Source organism: Streptomyces sp. G5(2025), from assembly GCF_049542075.1.
Lineage (GTDB): Bacteria > Actinomycetota > Actinomycetes > Streptomycetales > Streptomycetaceae > Streptomyces.
The window spans coordinates 139,743-159,899 of sequence record NZ_JBMUZT010000006.1; the positions used below are offsets into that span (position 1 = coordinate 139,743).

The following is a 20,157-nucleotide window of genomic DNA, read 5'->3' on the forward strand; positions in this document are numbered from 1 at the left end:
GCATTTCCCCGTGGCCGGAGCCAATGCGTCAAGCCGGGGGGGCGAATTGGGGAGGGGCCCGATCGGGCGTGCTTTCGGGCCCCGCGCGGTCAATACGCTGCGCTTCGCGCGGTAGCCGCCTATCCTCACAATTCGTCCGCTGTCACGGGGGGTTGGATGAACCGGGGACGGAACAACAAACCGCGGGAGTGCCGGGCAGGGCATTCGATGTCGACCGAGGCCGGAATCGACGTCCAGCAGGAGCTGGAGGAACGGATTCACGAATTCCGGACCAGCGACCCGCCCATGCCGGTCGTCGTCGTGCATGCCGAGGACGGCGGGGACGACGGGGCCGTGTTCACTCTGGTCAAGGAGCTGGCGGAGGTGCAGCGGGAGCACCGGAGCTGGTGTGCCGTGGTCGACGCCGAGGTGTGCGGGGAGGGGGACGACCCGACGGCGCGGGCGGCCTCGCTGCTGCGCGATCTGAGCGGCTGGGACGGCACCGCCCGCTTCCCCGGCCGCCGATCGGCCCTGTACCGCCGCTACGCCTTCCCTCGGCTGCACCTCATCCAGGCCATCGAGGACGCCGCCCGGAGCGAGGGCGGCGAATGGTCGCGCAGCGAGGACGGTCGCCAGTCCTCCGAAGCGGACGAGACGCAGCGCAAGCTGCTCAAGCAGCTGGCGAAGCAGCGTTGGCGCCCGGCCGCCGTGCCCGGCTCCCGCGCGCGCCTGCGCGCCGGCTTCGGGCTGCGCTTCGTGGACATGGGGAACGTTCTGCCGGCGAGCGTGGTGGCAGGGCTGGGGGCGCTGTTCGCGCGCAGCGAGTGGTACGCCTCGCTGGGCTGGGGCCTCGGCATCCTGCTGGTGCTGATCCTGCTCAACCACATGCCCGGCCGTGCGCCACTGTTCCTCTGGCTGCGCAGGGAGAGCAAGTGGTTCCTGACGACCACCTTCCTGTCGGTGGCTTCGCGTGAGCAGCCCACCGATACCTCGATCCTGAGACCGGTCCGCTCGTGGAAGGCCATCGCGTCGCGCGCCTACGACGTCGCGGGGTGGCTCCTCGACGAACGCGAGGGGTCCAGGATCCAGCTCTACGTGCTGGCCATGCTGGAGGACCTGCGCGACAGTCACACGCGGTGGAGCTGGGACCTGCGCGGGTTCAAGCGGTCGCGCCCACCGCTGCTGTTCCTGCCGCGGATCAGCAATTCCAACGGTGGCATCGAACTGATCCGGGCCATCAGCGACGTACGCAGCCGGCGCAGCGAACTGGATCCCCTGCTGGTTCTGGCCGGGGTCGCGGCCCAGGACGTCGAGCGCCTTGAGCCCCGTGCGGGCAGCGCGGGCGCTCCGGGCCCCGAGCCGGCGCGGGCCGAGGGGCTGAGCCGGATGCGCGTCCGGTACCGGGACTGGGCGGCGAGCCTGCGGAGCACCCAGTCGCCCAGCGGGGAGAGCACGCTGCCCTGGGTGCTGACGCTGCCGTTGCCGTCGCATGAACTGCGAGCGCTGCGCGAACGCGACCGGCACTGCGTCAAGGCGTCGAACCGCCCCACGGTGGCCCGAGTGGTCTGGGCCCTGCATTCGCTGGTAGCGGTCGCCTGCCTCGCCGCGGCCCTGATGGGCTGGCGGGCGCTCGCGTTGGACAGGGAATATTGCGCCGCCGGATTCCTCACCGCGAACAAGTACACGGAGAAAGAGGAATCCGGCCGGGGCGACGAGATGGAGTGCATCGGGCTGGCCACCGGCGGTGTGCGCTTCTCCGACTGGCTTTCGCACGATCAGGACGCTCAAGAAAATGCACAGAAGCCCGCGTCGTGGACCGTCGCCGGACTGGAGGAAGCCGTACGCGACGAGAACAAGGAAGTACGGGAAGGCTCGGGTCCGTTTGTGACCGTGGTGTACGCGGGCCCGCTGAGTTCCGACCCGGACGGCGCCCCCTCGCCCGTGAAGGGCATCGAGGAGCTGGCCGGGGTGCATATCGCCCAGAAGGCGATCAACGACACGTCGTCGCGGAAGCTGCGCGTGTTGGTGGCCAACGGCGGCGTGGACATGCAGCACCAGGTCACCATGGCCGACAAGATCGCCGCCTATGCGGACACCGATCCCACCCTGATCGGGGTGGTCGGCATCGGGCGCAATCTGCGCTCCGGCGAGGAAACCGTCGAACGTCTCGCGGCAGCCGGGCTGCCCGTGGTGTCGGGCACCAATTCCTCCTCCGAGCTGCCGAAGAAGTTCGCGAACTGGTTCAGTCTGGCCGCCCCCGACGACTGGCAGGCGAGGCAACTGGGCCTGGTCGCCGCACAGTTGCGTAAGCCTGGCAGTGATCAGTCCGCGCTCGTCCTGGCCCGGAAGCAGCCCGACAAGGGGGCAGGAACGCACAAGGAGAGGGAGGGACGTACGGACGCCTACACACGGGACCAGGCCAGGTTCGGTGAGCAGATGCTGGCCCGCAAGGGTTTCAGGATGCAGAAGCCCCTCGCATACGAAGTGTCGAACGGAACTCCTCAGATGGGCGAGCAGGCCGCAGCCATCTGTAAAGACCAAGGCGAAATCCAAGGCCAAGGCCGAAGCCGAGACGTTCCCACGGTCATCTACTTCGCCGGGCGAGTCGAGGATCTCCGGTCGTTGATGAGTGAGCTGAGCGAGGAGAAGGGCTGTAGGAAGGACATGACGATCCTCACCGGGGACGACCTCTCCAAGGCTCGGTTCGCCCCCGACAGGGAGCGGGTGGGGCCCAACGTGACGCTGTACCACGTGGCCCTGGCGAAGATGAACGGGCCAGGAGACACGGACTTCTACGCGGACGCCCGCAAGACGTTCCCCGAATCCTTCCGCGGCGAAGTCGGCCCGAAGAGTCCCGAACTCTCCAGCGGACAGGCGGCCCTCTCCCACGACGCGACCAAGGCCCTGCACACCGCGGCCGGCAAGGCGCCGCACAACCGCGCGGCGACCTGGGTGAATCTGCGCAACGTCAGCGTGAAGTCGCTGGCCACGGGCACCATCGACTTCACCAAGGCTCCGCTGTACAAGTCACGGGAGGGGCACAGCATCGCGCTGGTGGAGGTCCGGCGCGAGGAGGGCAGCGACACCTATCGCTCCGCGGAGGTGTGCAGCCGCAGCGCGGGCGACACCGCACCGCTCACGGTGCAGGACTGCCGCATCTCCGCGCCGGCGTCGTCCAAGTGAGCGCGCAGGCGCACGTCGAGGCCGGAACACCTCGTCCATAGTTGTGTGCCCCTGGAGTCCGACACGCGCGGATCGCCGCTTCGGGTCCGCCCCGCGACGCATCAAGGTGTGTCGCCGGAGTGGTAGAAGCGGCATATCACGCCTGGACCGGGCGTGCGGGGCTCACCTGGACGCGGGTCGTACAGGGCGCGGCCCCCGGGGAACTGTCCGAGTTCGGTGGGCAGGGCGACCCCGTCGTCGATCTCCTCCGGCCGCCAGTCCTCGATGTCCAGCAGCAGCCCGTCCAGCGGCCCGCCCGTCAGTGCGGCGTACGTCCGGTGCGGGAGCGGGCCCGGGTCCCGGTCGTCGTGGTCGCGGCCGTAGACCCGCCCGCGCAGCAGCTGCTCGTCTCCGTTCATCCTTCCAGCCTTCCACCCGCCACTGACAACCGGCGGGGGCGGGCGCTTGAGAGGGCGGCGAGGCCGAGCCGCCCCTCGGACATCCCTAGAACACCGACCAGCCCGTCACCGTGGTGAAGTGGTCGAGTGCCGCCACGCCCGCCACGGAGTTGCCGTACGTGTCCAGCCCCGGGCTCCATACGCACAGGGTGCAGCGTCCCGGGATCACGGCGACGATGCCGCCGCCGACGCCGCTCTTGCCCGGCAGGCCGACGCGGTAGGCGAAGCTGCCCGCCGCGTCGTATGTACCGCAGGTGAGCATGACCGCGTTGACCTGCTTCGCCTCGCGCGCGGGCAGCAGTCGGGTGCCGTCGCCCCGCAGACCGTGGCGGGCCAGGAAGGCCGCCGCGAGGGCGAGGTCGCGGCAGCTCATTCGGATCGCGCACTGCCGGAAGTAGTGCTCAAGGACCGTGGTCACGGGATTGTCGAGGTTCCCGTAGCTCGCCATGAAGTGCGCGAGCGCCGCGTTGCGGTCGCCGTGCTCGGCCTCGGAGGCCGCCACCACCGGATCGAAGGCGACGTCCGGGTTGCCGCTCTCCGCGCGCAGGAACTCCAGCATGGTCGCGCCGGCGTCTCCGGTGAGGCTCTGTAGGCGGTCCGTGACGACCAGGGCGCCGGCGTTGATGAAGGGGTTGCGCGGGATGCCGTTCTCGTACTCAAGTTGGACCAGCGAGTTGAAGGGGTTGCCGGACGGCTCCGTGCCGACCCGGTCCCAGATCCGCTCGCCGCCCTCCGCGAGGACGAGCGCGAGGCTGAAGGCCTTCGAGATGGACTGGACGGAGAACGGCTCCTGCCAGTCCCCCACCCCGTGCACGTCGCCGTTGACGTCGGCGACCGCGATGCCGAAACGCTCGGCGTCCACGCCCGCGAGCGCCGGGATGTACTGAGCCACCTGGCCGCGGCCCACCAGCGGTCGGGCGAAGGCGGCGACTTCTTCGAGAACGGCCTGGTAGTCCACAACCTGCGCTTTCTGCGTGGATGACGCGACCGTTTCGACCTGAAAAGCCGCTGGTTACGGGGCTATGTCGGCCGCCGCGGCCACAGGATAACGCCTGGCCGAGCGGTGCCCCCGTCCGGGTTGCCGCGCATGACAAGCGGCACGTCTGGGGCGCCTGCCGGCGCATTCCACCTCACCCGGTCAAGACCTTGTCACGCGCGCGTGGAGCCAGATCGCGGCACCGATGCCGGGCCGGGCAACGGACCCGAGATCGGTGCCGGGAACGATGTCGCGGAGTGCGAACGCGATCGGCTTCGTCTCCAAGACGACGGCGTACGGCGGTCCGGCCTGCGAGCGGACCGGGCCCGCGGAGGCGCCCCGTCGGGAAGGTGCTGTCCGCGCGGCTCACGCCTCGCGGGCGGCGTAGTTCGTCTCAGGAACGGGCTGGGCGACGCAGCTCGCCGACCTTCAGCAGGCGGGCGAGGAGGACGTATCCCAGGGCTGTCGTGAGCGTCCCGGCGGCCAGTGCCACGGCTGTAGGCCACGTCCCGCTTCCCGGACCGGCGCATGCGTTCGCGGCGAACCAGCCCAGGCCCGCGGACGGAGCCGCGGCGCACAGCAGCTTCACGTAGGTGCGACGCAGTCCTCCGTCGTCGATACGGCCCCCGAGCCTCCTGCGCAGCAGGTACGCGGTGAGTACGAGGCCGGCCACGTAGGAGAGGGTGTAGGCCCCGGCCATGCCGACCACCGCCCAACGGGCTGGCAGGAGCAGATGGCAGGCCGTGGCCAGGACGATGTTCACCCCTGCCATCCAGGCCGCCATGAGGAAGGGCGTGCGGGTGTCCTCGAAGGCGTAGAAGCCGCGCAGGAGCAGGTATTGGGCGGAGAACGGGATGAGGCCGAGCCCGAAGGCCTGGAGCATGTGTCCGAGCGGACGGGCGGAGGCGGCGTCCGCCGCTCCATGGGCGAACAGCAGGGACGAGATGTGCGGCCCCAGGGCCAGGAAGAGGAAGGCGGCGGGCACGATGACCACGCCGCTGATCCGCAGCGTCCGGGACAGGTCCGCGCGCAGGTCCGGTATGCGGCCCTCGGCGGCGGCCCGGCTCATGCGCGGCAGGAGCGCGGTCACCAAGGACACCGTCACGATCGACTGCGGCAGCATCCAGATGGTCTGCGCGTAGGTGTAGGCGGAGTAGCCCGCACCGGCCTGTGGCAGCTCCTGGTCGGCGGCGTTGGCGTAGTTCGTGACCACCGTCAGAGCGACTTGGTTGGCCAGGACGAACAGCAGGGTCCACTTCGCCGCGTGGACACTCTTGCCCAGGCCGGTGCCGCGCCAGTCGAACCGCGGCCGGAACCGGAAGCCCGCCGCCCGTGCGAACGGGATCAGCGCCAGGGCCTGCAGAGCGATCCCCGCCGTCGTCCCGATCCCCAGCAGCCGCACCTGTCCGGCGGTGATGTCCTCCACCTGGTCGGGGACGGTCATCAATCCCAGGTAGGAGGCGAACATGCCGACCAGCACGACGTTGTTCAGGACCGGGGTCCACATCATCGCGCCGAACTTCTCACGGGCGTTCAGGATCTGTCCGTAGATACCGAACAGGCCGTAGAAGAAGATCTGCGGCAGCAGGAACCGGGCGAACGTCACCGTCAGCTCGAACGCCTCGTGGCTTTCGGGGGTGTCCCGCATGTACAGGCCGACGATCCGCGGCGCGGCCCACACGGCCAGGGCCGTCCCTGCGCCGAGCACACACACCACGAGCGTCACCAGGCGCTGCTCGTACGCACGCCCGCCGTCGGGCTGCGTCGTCCTTGCCCGCACCAGCTGCGGCACCAGTACGGCGTTGAGCGCGCCGCCGATCAACAGCGTGTACAGGCTCGTCGGCACCGTGTTCGCCGTGTTGTACGTACTGGCCAGCAGGCCCGTTCCCAGTGCCGCGGCCTGCAGGACCTGACGGATGAGCCCGGTCGCCCGTGACACCACCGTGCCGAAGGCCATCACCAGGGACGAACGGGCCAGTCCGCCCTTGTCCTTCTTCCGCCGGGCGGCGTGCCGCCCCCTTGCCTGTCGCTCCTGCGGCATGGTCCGCGCCGCGGAGTTCGTTCCCCCAAACATGTCGTCAATCTACCGGCGGCCGAAGGTCGTACGATCTGCGCATGATCGAACCCCCGAGGCATTGGACCGTCCGCCATTTCTCGCAGGCCAACCCCGTCGGCCCGGGCTGCGACAGCGTTCCCGCCCTCTTGCGGCGGCTGGCCGATGCCATCGAGGCGTTGGGAGCCGTTGAGATCCAGGACGTGGTGATCGAGTCGGAGGTGACCGAGCACGGCCCCTGGCGATCCGGGACCGTCTACTTCCACCTGCCGGAAGACAGCTGAGCGCCCGGCAAGGGCCAGGACAAGGGCCAGGTCATGGACGGAGACGAAGGTCACCGGGTGAGGGTCGGCCGCCGCGGGCCGGTCTGTTCCGCGGGCAGCAGTCGCGGCCGCACGGCGACCTGGAGATCGCGGTGCCCGCAGCGGCGTTCCCGCAGATCGGGGACCGCTGCCGACGGGACGAGAGTCTGCGGCTGCCCTACGACGCGGCGGCGTGTCCTGGGTGAGTGGCTGGGGCGCGTGCACCCCGGTCACTCGTGGCTTGCCGAGCTGGGGCCCGGAGGAGCTGCCGAGGTGGCCGGGGAGCGGCGGGGGCACCGACCCAGTTCCTGAGAGCCCGCACCCGGTGGAGGAAACGTGTCTCTTCGGTGAATCTGTCAGGGGCGCGGGAGAGGCGGGATGCGCCCTCTCCTGGGCGCTGAGACCCGGCTCGGCGCGTCGAAAAGAGTCGAACTCCTCTACCACCAACTTGCGTTCGAGGGGTCGAGATCACGACGAACTTGTCACCGGAGCGCGCTGTTCCACCTCCCCGGCTTTCGCGCTGCCCGGCATCGCTAGCATGGCGTGCTGTGTGGTCCGGAAGATCGACGTCCTCTTGGCGTTCCCCTCCGGTCCTGCGACCGACGCGTAGTCGGTCGGCCCGTTGTTCTCCTGCACTCAAGGACCGAGGGACCGCTGAATGTCAGTGCCTGCTCCTCCCAGCCCGCGCCGAATAGCGAAGGCGCGGCGGCCCGCGTGGACCGTGCCCCTGGCCGTGCTGGTCGTGACCGGCGGGGCCGGTGCCGTAGCGGGTGCCGCCGCGCCCGCCGACGCCCGTGGCTGGACTCTGGCCTCGGTCCTGGCCGGCTGGCTGTGTCTGGCCGGCTGCCTGCTCGTCAGCTCCTCGACGGTCCGGCGGATCCGCCGGACCGTCGAGGCCGAGCACGCCGACGCCGACGCGGTCCGGGCCCAACTGGGGCGCCAGGGCGCCGAGTCCGCGCATCTGGTGAATGTCACCCTCCCGACGCTTGTGAAGCAGCTGCGCGACGGTGCGGGCGCGGCTGAGGCCCTCGCGCACGCCGTTGTGCCGTCGGACGCCCAACTGCGCCAGTTCCTCCAGGTGTTCGCGTCCGTGGTGGAGGAGTCGGTACGGCACGCCGACACCGTCCAGGCACAGCGGGATCAGGCACAGGGGCAGCTGGCCCAGGCCACCCAGGAGTTCGAGGAGCTCACGAAGGTCACGCTGCCCGCCGCGATCGAGCAGTTGCGCGAGGGCGCCTCCGCCGACACCGTCCTGGCCGGGCTCCAGTGGCCGCGCAACCCCCTGCTGCGCGTGCCCGCGGAGTCGTTCGTGCGCGAACTGGCCCACAGCGAGCGCCGCGCCGCCGCCGCGCAGGCCGCCTCCGCCAAGGCGCTGAGCCGCGTACAGGCCAAGTCCGTGAGCATGCTCGCCGATCTGCGGGACATGCAGGAGCGCCACGGCGTCGAGGTCTTCGGCGACCTGCTGCGGCTGGACCACAGCACGTCCCAACTCGGGCTGATGACCGACCGTTTGGCGCTGCTGATGGGTGGCCGGTCCAGCCGTGCCTGGAACAAGCCGATCGTCATGGAGAGCATCCTGCGCGGCGCCGTCGGCCGGATCTCCGCGTACCAGAGGGTACGGCTGCACTGCTCGACCTCTGTGGCGGTCGCCGGGTTCGCCGCGGAGAGCGTCATGCACCTGCTCGCCGAGCTCATGGACAACGCCGCGAACTTCTCCCCGCCCATCGACGAGGTGCACGTCTATGTCGAGGAGCGCAGCGCCGGGATCGTCGTGACGATCGAGGACAGCGGTCTGAAGATGGCCGACGCGGCGATGCGCCGGGCGGAGGAGGCGGTCTCCGGGAAGGTGACGGACCTGGCCTCGCTCCAGGGCACCCGCCTCGGTCTCGCCGTGGTCGGCCGCCTCGCCGCCAAGTACGGCATGAGCGTCAACTTCCGCCCGTCCTCGCGCGGCGGTACGGGCGTGGTCGTCCTCCTGCCCCCGCAGCTCCTCGCCCAGCAGCGCGATCCCGCTCCGCAGCAGCCCGCGGGCCGCAGCGCCGGGCCGATGCCAGCGCCGCTGCCCGCCGAGCCCGCCCCGGCGGCCGAGGAGATTCCCGTGTACCCGCAGGCCAGCCCCGCCCCCGCCGCGCCCGCACTGCCGTCGGCCGACGCGGTGGCGCCTCCTGTGCGGCCCGCCGCCGCTGAGGCCGCCCCGCCGCCGCCTCAGGCCCGCCCCGCCGCCACGCCGAACGGGCTGCCCGTCCGCGCCCCCGGCCGCACCATGGCCGAGGCGGACCTCGAACGCCGGCAGCGCAGGGCCGCTTCCGACGCGGCCGCCGCGCCGGAGTCCGGCGAGGCCGGGCAGCCGCCCCGTGACGCCGGCTCCCGTTTCGGCGCCTTCCACCGCGCGCGGCGTGCCGGTGGCGGAGCGCCGGGATTCCCGGCGGTGCCCGAAGCCCCGGCCGAGCCCGGCTTCCCCACCGGGCCCGGGCCTTCGCCCGCCGAGTAGAGCCAAGCCCCCGCACGGCGCCCGGGTCCGGCGCCGCCTCTTCCCCCGCTCAAGATCGTAAGATTGGAGGCACGGGCCGGTGCCCGGGCATGCCCGCCGCGCCGCGCCCCACCTACCATGCAGACCACCGACAACAGCCTGACCTGGCTCCTGCAGAACCTTCTGAAGCGCACCCCCGGTACGCGGCACGCCCTGGTGCTCTCCCGGGACGGCCTGAAGCTGTGCTGGAGCGATCACCTGACGCTCGACCAGGCCGACCAGCTCTCGGCCATCTGCTCCGGCATCCAGGCCCTGGCCCAGGGCGCGTCCGTGGAGTTCGGCGACGGAACCGGTGGCGTCCGGCACTCCATGACCGAGTTCCACGGCGGGCTGCTCTTCATCGTCGAGGCGGGCCTGGGAGCGCACCTGGCGGTCGTGGCGGACGAGAACGCCGACCCGGGAGTGGTGGGCCACCAGATGACCGAGCTCGTCGAGCAGATCGGGGAGCATCTGCGCGCCGAGCCGCGCGCCCAGGACACGGACAGCGGGGCCTCGTGACGCCGCGCAGGCCCGTGGACACCGGTGATCCGGACCGGCTCTACACGGTCACCGGTGGCCGCAGTCGCGCCGACGACGACTCCTTCGACCTGGTCACGCTGGTGGTGAGCGAGTGCGAGCCCACCGCCGGGATGCAGTCGGAGCACGTCCGGATCCTCGAACTGTGCCGGCACCCGTCGGCCGTGGTCGAGATCGCCGCGGAGCTCAGGCTGCCGATCACCGTGGTGCGGATTCTCCTCGGTGACCTGCTGGCGATGGGCCGGATCACCGCTCGTCACCCCCGCGCGGCCGACTCGGTCGCCTCGATGCCCGATTCCGCCCTTCTCAAGGAGGTGCTCCATGGACTCCGCAATCTCTGAGCTGCCCTCCCGTACTCCTCTCTCCGACACGGCCGAGACCGGCTTGAAGATTGTCGTCGTAGGCGGGTTCGGGGTGGGCAAGACCACGCTGGTCCGGTCCGTCAGCGAGATCCGCCCGCTGAACACCGAGGAAGTGATGACGCAGGCCGGCGTCGGCGTCGACGAGACGTCCGACGTGGCCGGCAAGACCACGACGACGGTGGCCTTCGACTTCGGCCGGATCAGTCTCAACGAACGCGTGGTGCTCTATCTGTTCGGCGCTCCCGGGCAGGAACGGTTCTGGTTCCTGTGGGACCGGCTCTTCTCCGGCACGCTCGGCGCGGTCGTGCTGGTCGACACGCGGCGGATGGACGATTCCTGGTACGCGATCGACCGTCTCGAACACCACAAGACGCCGTTTTTGGTGGCGGTGAACCGGTTCGACGACGACCCCTTCACGCATTCGCTGGAGGAGATCCGCCAGGCGCTCGCGCTGCCCGACCATGTGCCTCTGATCGACTGCGACGCACGGGTGAGGTCGTCGGGCAAGGACGTCCTGATCACCCTCGTGGACCACCTCTACGAACTGGCCATGGCCCAGGAGATGACACCGTGACCGAGCCGACCGGATCCTCTTTCGAGCAGAGCGCCCCGCCTGCGGGGTGCCCCGCTCACGCGGGCGGCGGCGTACGCCTGGGCGGGTTGGAGTACCAACAGACGCCCGCGCAGCTGTACCGCGCCCTGCGCCGTGAGCACGGCGCGGTCGCGCCGGTACTGCTCGATGGGGACGTGCCCGCGTGGCTGGTGCTCGGCTACTCCGAGGTCAGCTATGTGACCAGCCACGACGAGCTGTTCGCACGTGACTCGCGCCGCTGGAACCAGTGGGAGAACATCCCCGCCGACTGGCCGCTGATGCCGTTCGTCGGCTACCAGCCGTCGGTGCTGTTCACCGAGGGCGAGGAGCACCGGCGGCGGGCGGGGGTGATCACGGAGGCGCTGGAAGGGGTCGACCAGTTCGAACTCGCCCGGGACAGCGGGCGGATCGCCGACCGGCTGATCGGGGCGTTCGCCGGCAGTGGCCAGGCGGAGCTGATGAGCGCGTACGCGCACGCCCTGCCCATGCGGGCCGCGGTGCAGATGTGCGGCATGCCGGAGACGGGCACCGATACACAGCAACTCGTGGAGGACCTGCGGATCTCGCTCGACGCGGCGGAGGGCGACGACCCCGTGGCGGCGTACATGCGCGTCGGAGAGCGCATCCAGCGGCTGGTCAAGGAGAAGCGGGAGCGGCCGGGCGCCGACGTCACCTCGCGGATGCTGCTGCACCCGGCGGGCCTCACCGACGAGGAGATCGTCCAGGACCTGATCTCCGTCATCGCGGCGGCCCAGCAGCCGACGGCGAACTGGATCTGCAACACGCTGCGGTTGATGCTGACCGACGATCGGTTCGCCCTGAACGTGTCCGGCGGGCGGCTGAGCGTGGGCGAGGCGCTCAACGAAGTGCTGTGGCTCGACACACCCACCCAGAACTTCATCGGCCGCTGGGCGGTGCGCGACACCCAGCTCGGCGGGCGGCAGATCCGGGCCGGTGACTGCCTGGTGCTCGGTCTCGCCGCGGCCAACACCGACCCGCAGATCTGGCCCGAGTCACACGTGGGCCCGGAGAACTCCGCGCATCTCTCCTTCAGCCACGGCGAGCACCGCTGTCCCTATCCGGCGCCGCTGCTGGCCGACGTCATCGCCCGGACCGCGGTCGAGACGCTGCTGGAGCGGCTGCCGGATCTGGTCCTCGCGGTGGAGCCGGAGGAGCTGACGTGGCGGCCGTCCATCTGGATGCGCGGGCTGACGTCGCTGCCGGTGCAGTTCACGCCCGTGACGCACTGAGTCCGGGCGGGGCGCCGCCTGTCACAGATGGTCAGCGCCCCGCCCGCGGTCACGCTGCCGCGGGGGTGAACCGCACCGGCAGCGACTGCGGCCCGCGGGTGAACACCCCTTGCTCCACGGGGTCGAAGCCCTCGGCGAGCCGTACGCCGGGCATGGCGTCGAGGAGTTGGCCGACGCCGATCTCCACTTCGGCCTTGGCCAGCAGGGCGCCCACGCAGAAGTGCCGGCCGAGGGCGAAGGCGAGGTGGTCGGCGGCGGCGGAGAACGCCGTCGTGGTGGTCAGGTCGTCCCGGAAGATGTCGAAGCGGTCCGGGTCCGTATAGCGCCGCTCGTCGCGGTTGGCCGAGCCGATCAGGCAGGTGACGGTGGCCCCGGCGGGGACGGTTCCGCCGGACAGCTCCACGTCGGTCGCCGACTGCCGCATGATCATGTGGACGGGCGGCGTGTAGCGCAGGGTCTCGGCGAACGCGCGGGCGATCAGCGTGCGGTCCTGCCGGACGGCTTCGAGCTGTTCGGGGTGGAGCAGGAGGTTGGCGAAGATGCTGGCGATCGCCTTGTCGGTGGTCTCGCCGCCGGCGGCGAGCAACAGACTGCAGAAGGCCTTGATGTCCTCGTCGCTCATGCGGACGCCGTCGACCTCGGCGGCGCACAGCGTGGACAGCAGGTCGTCGCCGAGGTGGTCACGGCGCTCCCGGATGATCGGGATCATGTACTCGGCGAACTCCACCCGGGTCCGTTCGCCGGCCGCCGCGACCTCCGGATCGCCCGCCAGGTTGCCGAGGAAGGCGATGACGGTGGTGTACCAGCCGTGGAACCGCGCGTGGTCGGCCTTGTCGAGGCGGAGCATGTCCGCGATGACGTTGACGGGGAAGCGGGTGGCGTACTCCTCGACCAGGTCCACGGTGCCGGTGTGCCGGAAGGTGTCGATGAGTTCGCGGGAGTTGCGCTCGATGACGGGCAGGAACTTCTCCTGGAGGTCGCTGCCGCGGAAGGCGGGCGCGACGAGGGCGCGACGCACGGCGTGTTCCCGGCCGCTGAGCTGGAGGATCGTCTTGCCGTGGACGGGTTCGATCTGCCAGTCGTAGTTGTCGGTGGTGAACTGCGCGCCCTTGTCCTTGAAGACGCGCTCGATGTCCTCGTACCGCGAGATGACCCAGCTCTGTGTCGCCTCGTGCCAGAAGAGCGGCGCGCTCTCCCGCATCTGCCGGTAGGCGGGGTACGGGTCCTTGGCGAACTCGGGCGAGAGGATGTCGGGGACCTTCTCGGGGACCTGCTGCGCGGCGGACATAGAGCTCCTTGGTCGGTACAGGCAACGCGCACCAGGCTATTGATCACCAGGAGGGGCAACCAGCCTTGTCCTGGCCGACTGTTGAGCACTGCACTAACGTTGGCCGAAAATCGCCCCTCTCTCCCGCTTTTCCAGTTGCCAACCCTAGGGCTCCTAGGTTAAACCTAGGGCCTCTAGGAAAGGGTGGTGGGCGCATGGCGCGGGCCGGGCTGACGGCGGAGCGGGTGACGGCCGCGGGCGCCGAACTGGCGGACGAGGTCGGGTTCGAGCGGGTGAGCATGTCTCAGGTCGCGCGGCGGCTGGGCGTGAAGGACGCGAGTCTGTACTCGCACGTCCGCGGCCTGGAAGATCTGCGCGGGCGGATCGCCCTGCTGGCCGCGGACGAGAAGACCCTCCGCATCGCGGAGGCGACCGCCGGGCGCGCGGGCAAGGAGGCGCTGGTCGCCTACGCCAACGCCTGGCGGGAGTACGCCCATCGGTACCCGGGGCGCTACGCGGCGACGCAGGCCGCGCTCCAGATCGACCCCGAGTTGGCCGCGGCGGCTCCCGGCCCGCGCCGCGCCGTCGAGCTGACCTACGGCATGCTGCGCGGCTACGGACTGGCCGAGCCGGACCTGACCGACGCGGTGCGGCTGCTGCGCAGCACCTTCCACGGGTTCGTCGCCCTGGAAGCCGTGGGCGGTTTCGCGCACAAGCGCTCGTCCCAGGACTCCTGGCTCCGCGCCCTCCACGCCCTGCACACCCTCCTGGAGCATTGGCCCACGTCCCGAGACGGAGACTCCCCATGACCACCGCCCCTGTCACCGACAGCCTGCGCGTGAACGGCGCGACGCTGCACTACGAAGTACGGGGCAGCGGCCCGCTCGCGCTCCTGATACCCGGCGGGACGGGCGGCGCGGCCGCTTTCGACGGCGTCGTGGACCACGTGGCCGCCGCGCACACGGTGGTGACGTATGACCCGCGCGGCATGTCCCGGAGCGCGTTGGACGACCCCGAGGCCGAGCAACATGTGACCGAGCATGCCGACGACGCCCTGCGCCTGCTCGACCTGCTCTCGCCCGGTGCCCCCGCGAAGGTGTTCGGCACCAGCTCGGGCGCGATCGTCGCCCTGCACCTGCTCGTCACCCGGCCCGAGCGCGTCGAACGAGTGGTGGCGCACGAGCCGCCGGTGGTGGAGGTCCTGCCGGACGCCGCCACGCACCGCGCGATGCTCACACGTGTGCGTGAGACGTTCCGTGCGCAGGGGCTCATGCCGGCGATGGCCGTGTTCGCCGCAGGGCTGAAGAAGGAGGGTGACAGCAGCGGGCCGGAGTCCGGGCTCGAACTTCCGCCGCAGGCGGCGGCGCGCGCCGAGCGGACGATGGGCGACCTGCCGTACTTCGTCGGGCGCATCGTGCCGAGCTTCATGGCGTACGCCCCGGACCTCCACCGGCTGAGCTCCCTGTCCGACCGGCTCGTGCTCGCCCGCGGCCGCGACTCGGAGGGGGAACTGCCCTGCCGTGCGACCGCTTTCCTGGCCGGGCGTCTCGGCGTCCCGCTCCAGCGCTTCCCGGGCGGGCACGTCGGACTGACGACGCACCCGGTGGAGTACGGCGAGTTCCTTGCGGCAAGCCTCCGTACGTCGGTCCGGGCCTGAGTCACGCAACGGGGCCCGCCGAGCGCGCGGCCGTGGGGGTGATCAGCTGCGCGCGGCCAATCGGCGCAGGTGGCGGTTGAGGCTGTGCTGGACCGCCGCGGCGTGCTCGAAGAGGTAGAAGTGGCCGCCGGGGAACTGGGCGGTGCCGAGGAAGTCCGCGGAGTGGTCCTCCCAGGTGGCCATGCCGGAGGGGGGCGCGATCGGGTCGGAGGCACCGCAGTACGCCGCGACGGGGCAGGGCGCCGGTTCGCCGTCCTCGCGCAGGCTGCCCGCGGCCAGGAAGTCGCCGCGCAGCGCGGGCATGATCGAGGCCAGGGTGGCCGGGTCGAGCGTCATACCCTCCGACATCAGATCGAGTTGTGCCACCCTGGCGAGGAGTTCGTCGTCCGACATGTCGGCGACCCGGGCCAGTTCGGCGGCCGGTTCCAGTCCCGGGGCCCAGGCGGAGACGGCGAGGAGGGCGGGGGCGGGCAGGCCGTTCCACGCGGCGGCCACGGCCAGCCGGTAGGCGAGCAGGCCGCCGAAACTGTGGCCGAAGAACGCGTAGGACCTGCCGTCGAGTTCGGCTTCGAACGCCTCCAGGAGCGCGTCCAGCAGCGGTTCCACCTCGGTGAACGGCTGCTCCCCAAAGCGCTCCTGACGCCCGGGCAGTTGCAGGGTGCGCACCTCCATGGTGGACGGCAAGGTGGCGGCCCAGGCCTGGTATGCGGGGGCCGTGCCGCCGGCGTGCGGGAACAGGAACACCTGGTGGTCGGCGTTCGGGTCCGCCCCGGCGGTGGTGAACCAGCGGGCCCGTCGGGTGCTGCCGGTGGTCGTCATGCGCTCTCCTGATCCGTCTGGCGGGCCGTGGACACGAGTACGTCCGCGATCTCCCGCAGGTGTGTCTCCGGTCGCAGCGATCCGATGCGGAGCACGATGTGCCGGGCGCCCGCGCGCACGTAGTCGGCGAGGCGTTGCGCGCAGTACTCGCTCGGGCCCCAGGCGAAGGCCTGGATCGCCGCCATCTGTTCCAGGGTGCGGCCGTAGCAGTGCTCCAGGTAGTCGTCGAGTTCGACCCTGGCCTTTCGCTCGTCCGGGCCGACCGTGACCGTCAGATACAGAGCCGGGGTCACCGCGCCGGCGCGGCGTCCCGCGCGCCGGCAGAGGTCCTCAAGGCGTCGCCGGGCACGGCCGTAGGCCTCGGCCGAGGCAAGGAACGGCAGCCACCCGTCGTAGAGGCGGGCCGTCCGTTCGAGCACCGGGGCGGTGTCGTCGGCGGCGAGCCATAGCGGCGGTCCGTCGGGCGCGGCGGGGCGGACCAGTCGGTCCAGGCCCTCCGCCTGCCAGTGCCGGCCCGTGAAGCGGTTGGGCGCGCCGGGCCGGGTGCTGCTCCAGGCCGTTCGCCACAGCGCCGTGGTCTCGTCCAGCCGGTCGGCTCGGGCGGCCTGGTCGGCCCGGGCGGTCTCGGGGGCTTCCACGGCGGCCAGTTCCTCGTCGGTCTCCGGCCCCGGGAAACCCGACCCCACCCCGAGGACGAGTCGGCCCGAACTGACGTGGTCCAGACTGCTGACCATGCTCGCGGCGACGAGTGGATGGCGCAGCGCCGGAGTGAGGGCCGCGGTGCCGAGGAGCAGCCGTCGGGTCACCGTGCCCACGGCGGACAGCACCACCAGGGGGTCGAGACGGGGCCGTGCGGTGAGCGAGTCGCCCGTCCACAGGGAGTCGAAGCCGAGCTCTTCGGCCCGACGGGCGAAGTCCAGCAGGGCCGAGACGCCGTACTCCCCGAGGATCGCCTGCTCCCGGGTCGGTAACAGGACGCCCACGCGGAGCGGCTGACGGGCAGCCCCCATCGCACACCTTCTTTCTCGGGTTCTCGGACTGTTGGACTGTTGAACTCTTCGGCTCTTCGGCTCTTCGGCTCTTCGGCTCTTCGGCTCTCGCGATGCAACCAGCCGCGCCTGACAGGTGCCTGATCGTCCGATGAAAGAAGGGCGGGCCACCCACCGAGTTACTGAAAAATTGTTGATACGACGACCGAACCAGCCATGACTGAGATCGAATGTCCCGCGCCCAGGCATAGAAAACACGCACATTTACTGTCCGATATGCACCCATCCACCCCAACATCAGCGCCAGAAATTCAGCTTTGCCACACGAAACACGCACTGGCGTGGAAACGACGCCTGTCGCTCTTGGGCACTTGCGGCAGAGAAGGGTGCCGTAGTCAATTAAAGGAACCGCGCCAGCAGGAGGAAAAAAGTGATCGCATATTCGCAGTTCGAGGATGCACGCCGGAAGAACGGTCAGAAGCGGCCGTCCGCACCCGACGCACCGGCCGCTTCCGGATCCGGTCCGGCCTTCGCGTTCCTGGGCCCCTTGGAGGTACGTGCGAACGGCCGTACGCACACCATCGGCGGGAACCGGCAGCGCACCCTGCTGGCGGCACTGCTCGTGTCCCCCGGCCGCCTGCTCTCCGCCGAGCAGCTGTACGACGAACTGTGGGGGAGAACCCGCCGCCCACCTTCGAGAACTCGCTCCAGGCACACGTCTACCGGTTACGCCGGACCCTCCAGCAGGCGGCGGGCCCGGGCGGGGCGGCGCCCGAGCTGCTCACGCGCTCGTCGGGGTACGTCCTGGAGCTGGGCGGCGCCGAGACCGACGCGGCGGCCTTCCGCCGGCTGACCGGCGAGGCCCGCGCGTGCACGCGGCACAGTCCCGCCCAGGCGCACCGGCTGCTCGACGAGGCGCTGGCGCTCTGGCGCGGGGCGCCCTTCCAGGACGTCGCGCAGGGGCCGATGTCGCAGAGCGTGGCGCTGGCGCTGGAGGAGGAGCAGCTGTCCGCGGTGGAGGACAAGCTGTGGCTGGAGATACAGCTGGCGGATCCGGTGAACACCATCAGCGAGCTGAAACGCATGCGGACCATCCACCCCTGGCGGGAGCGTCTCACCGAGATGCTCATGCTGGCCCTCTACCGGACCGGACGGCAGGCCGAGGCGGTGGAGACGTACAACAGCACGCGGCACAGGCTGTCGAGCGAACTGGGGGTGGAGCCCTCGCTCAGACTGCGCGAGCGCCTGCGGGAGATCCTCAACCAGGCCCCTTCGCTGGACGCGGCGGTGCCGGCGTAGGCGACGACCGGCCGCGACGCACGACGGGACTGCGGCAGTACGCCCGGAAACCACCGGGGCGTGCTGCCGCAGTCTCTTTCTGTGCCGCGTCAGCCGCGTGTCAGCGCACCGCGCCAGAATATTCCACAGACAAACTCCCGCACGGGAATCGGGATCCGAGAGTAAAGGCAGGACGGGAAGAGCTGTTCACGACGCTTCTCCGTTCCGTCTGAAAAGACGTACATTCTTCGTCGCCTTTTCTTTCGCAAACACAAACGCATTGAAGGCGTTATTGCGGCCCGCCACGCATGGCACATACTTTCCGCTGCCCCGGTCGACATCCCTGCCGAATTCCGATCCATCAGCCGCCCTTCAGCCGTCGGTCAGCACCGCTCGCCAGGGTGGGCCACGGAAGAGGCACCTGCGAGGGAAAGGCTCATGACTATGGACGAGGACTTTGAGGTCGTCATCATCGGCGCGGGGATGTCCGGCCTCGGCATGGCCGCCCGCCTCAAGGAGGCCGGTCGGGACGCGTTCACGGTTCTGGAGAAGGCCGGCTCGATCGGCGGAACCTGGCGCGACAACACATACCCGGGCGCGGCCTGCGACGTGCAGTCCCACCTGTACTGGTACTCCTTCGGCGAGCAGCCGGACTGGAGCCGCACCTACGCCGGTCAGCCGGAGATCCTGCGCAACCTCCAGCGGTTCGCCACGCACCACCGGTTGGACGAGCACATCCGGTTCGGCGTGGAGGTCACCCAGGCCACATGGTCGGACGAGGACAGCCGCTGGCTCTTGCGCACCTCGCGCGGTGAACGGCTGAGGGCCCACGTGCTGATCACGGCGTGGGGACAGCTCGACCGGCCGGCCTGGGCGCGTGTCGAGGGCGTGGACGACTTCGCCGGAACTCAGGTGCACACGGCCCGCTGGCCCGCCGACCTCGATGTGACGGGCAAGCGGGTCGCCTGTATCGGCAGCGCGGCCAGCGCCGTCCAGTTGGTGCCCGCCATCGCGGGGGCCACCGAGCGCCTGACGGTGTTCCAGCGGTCCGCCAACTACCTGCTGCCGCGCCAGGACCGGGCACTGCCGGACGACGAGCGCGCCGCGCTGCTCGCCGAACCGCACCGCTACGCCGCTCTGCGCGAGGACATGTACCGCGAGCGCGACGGCTGGGCCGCCGGACTGCGCGACGACGGCAACCCGGTGCGGGACGAGTTCCAGCGGGTGGCGGGCGAGCACTTGACCGCGCAGGTCGCCGACGACGGACTCCGCGACCGCCTCGCCCCCGACCACGCGTTCGGCTGCAAGCGGGTGCTGATCAGCGACGACTACTACCCGGCGCTGACCCGCGACAACGTCGAACTGGTGACGGAGCCCATCGCCAGGATCGAGCCGGAGGGCATACGGACCACGGGCGGGCGGCGGTACGACGCCGACGTGATCGTGCACGCCACCGGCTTCCAGCCGCTCGACCGCACCGGCGGCGTGGAGATCGTCGGACGGGACCTGCTGACGCTGCGCGAGGCGTGGAAGGAGGGCCCTGAGGCGTATCTCGGCATGGCGGTCAGCGGTTTCCCCAACATGTTCATGCTCTACGGACCGAACACCAACCTGGGCCACCACTCGATCCTGTTCATGGTGGAGTGCCAGATCGACTACGTGCTCCAGGCACTCGGGGTCCTCGACGCCGGCCGGGACCGCACCCTGGACGTCGCCGCCGACGTGCAGCGGCGCTACAACGAGGAGCTCCAGCGGGACCTCGCGGGCACGGCCTTCGCCGCGGGCTGCGGGAGCTGGTACACGACGGACGAGGGCCGCGTGGTCAACAACTGGCCGTCCAGCATCGAGAGTTACCAGGAGCGAACCGCGGTCTTCGCGCCGCAGGACTACAACGGATAGGTCATCGTTGCTCACGAGCCACACGCATATGGCGGTGGCCCCGCCCCCTCGCGGAAGGGGGACGGGGC

At 70.5% G+C, this 20,157-nt stretch carries 17 protein-coding genes and 1 pseudogene; 11 read left to right on the forward strand and 7 right to left on the reverse strand.

The window, feature by feature from the left end; all coding sequences use genetic code 11:
* The first annotated feature begins 207 nt into the window (after window positions 1–207).
* A complete protein-coding gene (locus ACOBQB_RS11285) occupies window positions 208–3,162 on the forward strand; it encodes an ABC transporter substrate-binding protein (protein WP_423591080.1) in 2,955 nt (984 codons plus the stop codon).
* 101 nt (window positions 3,163–3,263) lie between these two features.
* Here the strand turns inward: ACOBQB_RS11285 and ACOBQB_RS11290 are convergent, their stop codons facing one another.
* From ACOBQB_RS11290 to murJ, 4 genes and pseudogenes are all read right to left on the reverse strand, one after another.
* On the reverse strand, window positions 3,264–3,560 hold the full coding sequence (locus ACOBQB_RS11290; RefSeq protein ID WP_423591082.1) for a hypothetical protein: 297 nt from the start codon (window positions 3,558–3,560) through the stop codon (window positions 3,264–3,266).
* An 85-nt stretch (window positions 3,561–3,645) separates the two neighbouring features.
* A complete protein-coding gene (locus tag ACOBQB_RS11295) occupies window positions 3,646–4,557 on the reverse strand; it encodes a glutaminase (protein WP_423591083.1) in 912 nt (303 codons plus the stop codon).
* A gap of 198 nt (window positions 4,558–4,755) precedes the next feature.
* Window positions 4,756–4,902 (reverse strand): annotated as a pseudogene (locus ACOBQB_RS11300) (VOC family protein); the annotation flags it as partial.
* A gap of 67 nt (window positions 4,903–4,969) precedes the next feature.
* Window positions 4,970–6,649: a murein biosynthesis integral membrane protein MurJ gene (gene murJ / locus ACOBQB_RS11305; protein ID WP_423591084.1), complete on the reverse strand. Its 1,680-nt coding sequence runs from the start codon at window positions 6,647–6,649 to the stop codon at window positions 4,970–4,972.
* 41 nt (window positions 6,650–6,690) lie between these two features.
* Here murJ and ACOBQB_RS11310 point away from each other — a divergent pair, with 41 nt between their 5' ends.
* The 6 genes from ACOBQB_RS11310 to ACOBQB_RS11335 all read left to right on the forward strand — a co-directional run bounded on the left by ACOBQB_RS11310 (window position 6,691) and on the right by ACOBQB_RS11335 (window position 12,180).
* Window positions 6,691–6,912 carry a hypothetical protein gene (locus ACOBQB_RS11310; protein WP_423591086.1) on the forward strand — a complete coding sequence of 74 codons (222 nt, stop codon included), beginning with the start codon at window positions 6,691–6,693 and terminating at the stop codon, window positions 6,910–6,912.
* A gap of 676 nt (window positions 6,913–7,588) precedes the next feature.
* Complete coding sequence (locus ACOBQB_RS11315; protein ID WP_423591088.1) at window positions 7,589–9,421, forward strand: sensor histidine kinase; 1,833 nt, start codon at window positions 7,589–7,591, stop codon at window positions 9,419–9,421.
* Window positions 9,422–9,538: 117 nt separating this feature from the next.
* Complete coding sequence (locus ACOBQB_RS11320) at window positions 9,539–9,958, forward strand: roadblock/LC7 domain-containing protein (protein ID WP_392139835.1); 420 nt, start codon at window positions 9,539–9,541, stop codon at window positions 9,956–9,958.
* Window positions 9,955–10,317, forward strand: a complete 363-nt coding sequence (locus ACOBQB_RS11325; RefSeq protein WP_423591090.1) for a DUF742 domain-containing protein — start codon at window positions 9,955–9,957, stop codon at window positions 10,315–10,317. The genes ACOBQB_RS11320 and ACOBQB_RS11325 overlap by 4 nt, the downstream gene beginning before the upstream one ends.
* Window positions 10,298–10,912 (forward strand): GTP-binding protein, encoded by a 615-nt coding sequence (locus ACOBQB_RS11330; protein ID WP_423591092.1) that lies wholly within the window; start codon window positions 10,298–10,300, stop codon window positions 10,910–10,912. Before ACOBQB_RS11325 ends, ACOBQB_RS11330 begins: the two co-directional genes overlap by 20 nt.
* The gene (locus ACOBQB_RS11335) at window positions 10,909–12,180 is read left to right on the forward strand and encodes a cytochrome P450 (protein ID WP_423591094.1); all 1,272 of its coding nucleotides are present in this window, start codon (window positions 10,909–10,911) and stop codon (window positions 12,178–12,180) included. The genes ACOBQB_RS11330 and ACOBQB_RS11335 overlap by 4 nt, the downstream gene beginning before the upstream one ends.
* A gap of 49 nt (window positions 12,181–12,229) precedes the next feature.
* On the opposite strand, the gene ACOBQB_RS11340 is transcribed toward ACOBQB_RS11335, so the two are convergent.
* The gene (locus tag ACOBQB_RS11340) at window positions 12,230–13,468 is read right to left on the reverse strand and encodes a cytochrome P450 (protein ID WP_423591095.1); all 1,239 of its coding nucleotides are present in this window, start codon (window positions 13,466–13,468) and stop codon (window positions 12,230–12,232) included.
* A 194-nt stretch (window positions 13,469–13,662) separates the two neighbouring features.
* On the opposite strand from ACOBQB_RS11340, the gene ACOBQB_RS11345 reads away from it, so the two are divergent.
* Window positions 13,663–14,256, forward strand: a complete 594-nt coding sequence (locus ACOBQB_RS11345) for a TetR/AcrR family transcriptional regulator (RefSeq protein WP_423591096.1) — start codon at window positions 13,663–13,665, stop codon at window positions 14,254–14,256.
* Entirely contained in the window at window positions 14,253–15,104 is an 852-nt protein-coding gene (locus ACOBQB_RS11350) for an alpha/beta fold hydrolase (RefSeq protein ID WP_423591098.1), read from the forward strand. The genes ACOBQB_RS11345 and ACOBQB_RS11350 overlap by 4 nt, the downstream gene beginning before the upstream one ends.
* A 42-nt stretch (window positions 15,105–15,146) precedes the next feature.
* On the opposite strand, the gene ACOBQB_RS11355 is transcribed toward ACOBQB_RS11350, so the two are convergent.
* The gene (locus ACOBQB_RS11355) at window positions 15,147–15,923 is read right to left on the reverse strand and encodes a thioesterase II family protein (RefSeq protein WP_423591099.1); all 777 of its coding nucleotides are present in this window, start codon (window positions 15,921–15,923) and stop codon (window positions 15,147–15,149) included.
* Window positions 15,920–16,933: an LLM class flavin-dependent oxidoreductase gene (locus tag ACOBQB_RS11360; RefSeq protein WP_423591101.1), complete on the reverse strand. Its 1,014-nt coding sequence runs from the start codon at window positions 16,931–16,933 to the stop codon at window positions 15,920–15,922. The genes ACOBQB_RS11355 and ACOBQB_RS11360 overlap by 4 nt, the downstream gene beginning before the upstream one ends.
* Before the next feature lie 648 nt (window positions 16,934–17,581).
* Here ACOBQB_RS11360 and ACOBQB_RS11365 point away from each other — a divergent pair.
* Together ACOBQB_RS11365 and ACOBQB_RS11370 are read left to right on the forward strand one after the other, a co-directional pair.
* Window positions 17,582–18,211, forward strand: a complete 630-nt coding sequence (locus ACOBQB_RS11365) for an AfsR/SARP family transcriptional regulator (RefSeq protein ID WP_423591103.1) — start codon at window positions 17,582–17,584, stop codon at window positions 18,209–18,211.
* 417 nt (window positions 18,212–18,628) lie between these two features.
* Complete coding sequence (locus ACOBQB_RS11370; protein ID WP_423591105.1) at window positions 18,629–20,089, forward strand: flavin-containing monooxygenase; 1,461 nt, start codon at window positions 18,629–18,631, stop codon at window positions 20,087–20,089.
* Window positions 20,090–20,157 lie beyond the last annotated feature (68 nt).